Below are 5,181 nucleotides of genomic sequence, written 5' to 3'. Positions count from 1 at the left end.
GGAACTAACAGCGGATTAATGGCGAACATTATTCTAGAATTCATAGAGTAAGTTGCTTTAGAACGTCAGGCAGACACGCTCTAAGACGAGCGGGTTTCTAAAAATAGCCGGATATCTCTGAGATATCGATAAATATTTACTAGTACCTCCCCAAATGGGGAGGTACTTTTTTGCGCGAAAAGGCTTATAGTGGGGTGAACGCAATGAGGAATGACACAATGAAGTTTGAAGAACGGAATTATTTGTGAGAGATATATAAAGTTGAGAAGCGTTGGAGGAGAGAATGCGATGGATAGGGTATATCAAAAAGGATTGTCGATTTTCCTGGTGTTGTTAATGGTATGGGGTGGAATCTCAGGAGTTATTGTACCTAGCGGGGGGACGGCTCATGCTGCGGGGGGCTTCGCTGGAGGAACGGGTTCAGCAAGTGATCCTTATCAGATTGCAACGGCGGATCAGCTGAATGAGGTTAGGAATCATTTAGACCCAGGTCTATATTTTAAATTGATAGCTGATATTGATTTGAGTAGTTATGCAAATTGGATGCCGATAGGAGTGGAAATTTATACTGCTAATAGCTCCGGCGGGTTTACGTTTCGTGGGAACATGGACGGCAATGGATATAAGATCACAAATCTGAAAATTGATCAACCTGTTGTTGTTACTGAGGTCGGATTGTTTGGAAGGTCTTCAGGGAATATTACCAATATGATTCTGGAAGATATTGAGGTGAAAGGAACTAACTCATTGGCATCGGGTGGCTTGTTATCCGTAAACTACGGAACCATCAGCAACACTTACGTCACCGGAAGAATTGTGAATGGAATTAATTCAGGCGGTTTAGTTAATGAAAACTACGGAACCATCAGCAACAGCTACGCGTTGGTAAGTGTTGCTGGAGCTGGAACAATAGGTGGACTGGTTGGTAATAATAATAGCAGCGGAAGCATCAGCAACAGTTATGCCACAGGAAGTGTTGCTGGAGCTGGAATAACAGGTGGACTGGTTGGTAGAAACGATGGAACCATTATCAATAGTTACGCCACAGGAAATGTGAGTGGAACTAGAAATTATCTAATGGGTGGCTTGGTTGGTTACAGTTCAAACCTAAGCGGAAGTAACTTCTACGATATCAACACCACAGGACAGACAGATACCGGGAAAGGTACGGGTAAAACAACCGCAGAAATGCAAGATCCAACCACATTTAGTGATTGGGATTTCAGCAGAGATTGGTATATGCTTTCAGGTCAATATCCTCAATTATGGGCGTTTATTGCTTTGATACCAGGAGCGAATGCAGGAACAACGAAGTTAACCGGCGTAGCAAGTGGGATGGAGTATAAAGTAAACACAGGCTCGTACACGCCGATAGTGGATACAAGTGTGGACAACATTGTAGTCGGAGTAGGCGATAAGATTTATGTTCGAGTCAAGGGAAGTGCTCAACCGGCCTCCGCTGAACAAACGCGGAGCGTAAGTGCCCAGGATATCAAGATTTTAACTATCCAATCAGCAACAATTGATGGAGTGACTGTGCCGGTAACAGGGGCAACGCCAGTTGCGACAATAGCGGACACGGTAGAGTATACAGCGGCGATAGCCTGGAACCCGTCAGATGTGACCTTTGCCGGAGCAGTCAGTTATACGGCGACGGTTACAATTACTCCAAAAGCAGGGTATACCTTAAAGGGAGTACCAGCGAATTTCTTCACTGTAGCCGGAGCAACAACGACAAATGCAGCGGATTCGGGCGTTGTGACCGCAGTATTCCCGGCGACGGCAGCGGTGCCTATCAAGACGGCGGCGATTGATGGAGTGATAGCGCCAGTAGCAGGGGAAGCTCCAGTTGCGGCTCTAGCACCCACTGCAGAGTATACTGCGGCGATAGCCTGGTCTCCGGCAGCTGCGAAATTTGCCGGAGCAACCAGCTATACGGCAACGATTAGCCTCACACCCAAGCTGGGGTACACCTTAGCCGGAGTGGCAAAAGACTTCTTCAAGGTATCTGGAGCGACAACGACAAATGCAGCAGATTCAGGTGTTGTGACCGCCGAATTCCCGACGACGGCAGCGGTGCCTATCACGACGGCGGCGATTGATGGAGTGATAGCGCCGGTAGCCAGAGAAGCTCCGGTTGCGGTACTAGCGGACACAACAGAGTATACAGCGGCGATAGATTGGTCTCCGGCAGACGTGAAGTTTGCAGGAGAAACAATCTATGAAGCGAAGATTACCCTTACGCCCAAGCCGGGCTATACCTTAGCCGGAGTGACTAAAGACTTCTTCAAGGTAGCCGGAGCGACAACCACGAATGCGGCAGATTCAGGTGTTGTGACCGCCGAATTCCCGGCAACAGCAGCTGTGCCTATCTCAACCGCAATGATAGCGGGAGTTACAGTGCCAGTAGCAGGAGGAGCTCCGGTTGCGGCTCTAGCGGACACAGCAGAGTATACAGCGGCGATAGCCTGGTCTCCGGTAGACGCGAAGTTTGCCGGAGCAGCAAGCTATACGGCAACGATTAGCCTCACGGCAAAGCCGGGTTATACTTTAGCCGGAGTGGCTAAAGACTTCTTCAAGGTAGCGGGAGCGACAACGACAAATGATGCGGATTCAGGCATTGTGACCGCCGTATTCCCTGCGACGGCAGCGTTGCCTATCTCAACAGCAGCGATTGCTGGAGTGACAGTGCCGGTAACAGGAGCAACACCCGTTGTAACTATAGCGGATACAGCAGAGTATACAGCGGCAATAGACTGGACCCCGGCAGACACGAAGTTTGCAGGACAAACAATCTATGAAGCGAAGATTACCCTCACGCCCAAGCCGGGCTATACTTTAGCCGGAGTGGCTAAAGATTTCTTCCAGGTAGCCGGAGCAACAACGACAAATGCAGCGGATTCAGGTGTAGTGACCGCTGTATTCCCTGCAACGGCAGCGGCGTCTATTTCAACCGCAGTGATAGCGGGAGTGGTGTTACCGGTAGCGGGGGGAACACCAGTCGCAACTGTGCCAGAGACGGCAGAGTATACAGCCTCAGTTGCTTGGACCCCAGCAGACGCAACCTTTGCTGGAGGAATAGCCTACACCGCAACGATTACCCTAACACCCAAACCGGGGTACACCTTAACCGGAGTACCCGAATACTTCTTCAGCGTACCCGGAGCAATCACGACGAATACAGCAGATTCCGGTGTAGTCATCGCCAAATTCCCGGCGACGGCAATAATACCAGCGACAGCCATTCCCATCATGGCAGCAGGGATAGAGGGTGTAACGTTACCGGTAACCGGGGCCACGCCGGTAACGACGGCGACCTACTCGCCAGAATACACCGCCACGGTTAGCTGGTCGCCAGTGACAACCGTATTTGCCCCAGGCACGGTGTATACGGCAACGATCACAGTCACGCCAAGGGCAGGTTATACGTTAACGGGAGTGCCTGCCAACTTTTTCACCGTCGCAGGCGCAAACACCACGTATACTGCAGATTCAAGTATAGTAACCGCCGAATTCCCGGCAACAGCCACCGTGCCCGACACGGAACCCCCTGTGACAGCTATTCCTATCACAGCAGCAAGGGTAGCGGGTGTAACTGTGCCAGTTACCGGGGCCATTCCAGTAACAACGGCGACCTATTCGCCAGAATATACCGCGACGGTTAGCTGGTCGCCAGCGACAACCGTATTTGCCCCAGGCACGGCATACACCGCAACGATTACAATCACGCCCAAGCCGGGTTATACCTTAAAGGGAGTGCCCGCCTACTTCTTCAGCGTACCTGGAGCAAGCACCACGAATACAGCGGATTCCGGTATGGTAACCGCCGAATTCCCGGCGACAGCGCCTGTGATCACCGACACAGGTAATACTGTTACACCATCGACCAACAACATCATTTCCAGCACAAATGGTAAAATAACGCTTCCGGTAAACCAGGCGGGCGAGGTTAGCTTTGAGGATGGGGTTAAGATTTCGATCCCCGCCGGAGCAGCAGCCAAGGAACTGACCGTATCCATCGAAAAGGTGCTGGAGCCACAAAAGCTTTTCCCGAATAAAGAAATCCTGCTCAGTCCCGTTTACGAGATTACGAAAAACTTTGCAGAGGACTTCAGTAAACCGGTCACATTGAACATTGCGTATGATCCGGCCCTTGTGACAAGTAACCAACAAGCATCGGTATTCTACTATGACGAAGTGAAGAAAGCCTGGATTGAAGCCGCAGGCGGCAAGATCGAAGGGAATCACATTATTGTGGAAGTGGACCACTTCGGGAAATATGCAGTACTCAATGTGGATAAAGTGACAGGACTGCCAGTAAGAACGCCGGCCACGAAGAGCCCTACAGAAATTACTCTTAGGGATGTCGCTGGACATTGGGCAGCAGCAAGCATCCAGCAAGCACTAAGCATGGGAATGGTTAAGGGTTACCTGGATGGAACATTCCGGCCGAACCATTCGGTGACGCGTGCGGAATTCGCGGTGATGCTGATGAATGTGCTGAAGCCACAAGGCGCAGGAGCGCAATTGACATTCACGGATACAGCAACAATCGGAGCGTGGGCGCAGAGTGCAATCGCTCAAGCGGTGCAAGCAGGTATCATTACAGGCTATGAAGACGGCGGTTTCCGCCCAAATGCAGAAATTACCCATGCAGAGATGGCGGTTATCTTGGCCAAAGCATTGGGTGTGACTACCGAAGTCAAGACTGCAACGGGCTTCGCGGATGACAAGGATATCCCAGTCTGGGCGAAGGGCAGCGTCGATTTTGTGAAGGAAGCGGGAATCGTGCAAGGGAAAGGGGAGAATGCGTTTGCTCCTCAAGAATCTGCTACAAGAGCAGAGGCGGTAACGGTTCTGTTGAAGCTGCTGGCACAATTGAGGAACTAACAGCGGATTAATGGCGAACATTATTCTAGAATTCATAGAGTAAGTTGCTTTAGAACGTCAGGCAGACACGCTCTAAGACGAGCGGGTTTCTAAAAATAGCCGGATATCTCTGAGATATCGATAAATATTTACTAGTACCTCCCCAAATGGGGAGGTACTTTTTTGCGCGAAAAGGCTTATAGTGGGGTGAACGCAATGAGGAATGACACAATGAAGTTTGAAGAACGGAATTATTTGTGAGAGATATATAAAGTTGAGAAGCGTTGGAGGAGAGAATGCGATGGATAGGGT

Annotated in this window: 1 protein-coding gene; it reads left to right on the top strand. The window is 50.3% G+C overall.

What is annotated here, in order from left to right; genetic code table 11:
- The first annotated feature begins 288 nt into the window (after positions 1–288).
- Positions 289–4,890, top strand: coding sequence for an S-layer homology domain-containing protein (locus A3849_RS30090; protein WP_074114743.1), 4,602 nt, complete (start codon positions 289–291; stop codon positions 4,888–4,890).
- Positions 4,891–5,181 lie beyond the last annotated feature (291 nt).

It is taken from the genome of Paenibacillus sp. P46E, assembly GCF_001909095.1.
Taxonomy (GTDB): domain Bacteria; phylum Bacillota; class Bacilli; order Paenibacillales; family Paenibacillaceae; genus Paenibacillus_AQ; species Paenibacillus_AQ helianthi.
Note: the sequence above shows the minus strand (reverse complement) of the source record. Positions and strands in the feature narration are given on the sequence as shown.

What these genes read in the sequence shown, in the direction of transcription:
- A3849_RS30090 (WP_074114743.1), top strand. Translation starts at nt 289, where the DNA reads ATGGATAGGGTATATCAAAAAGGATTGTCGATTTTCCTGGTGTTGTTA.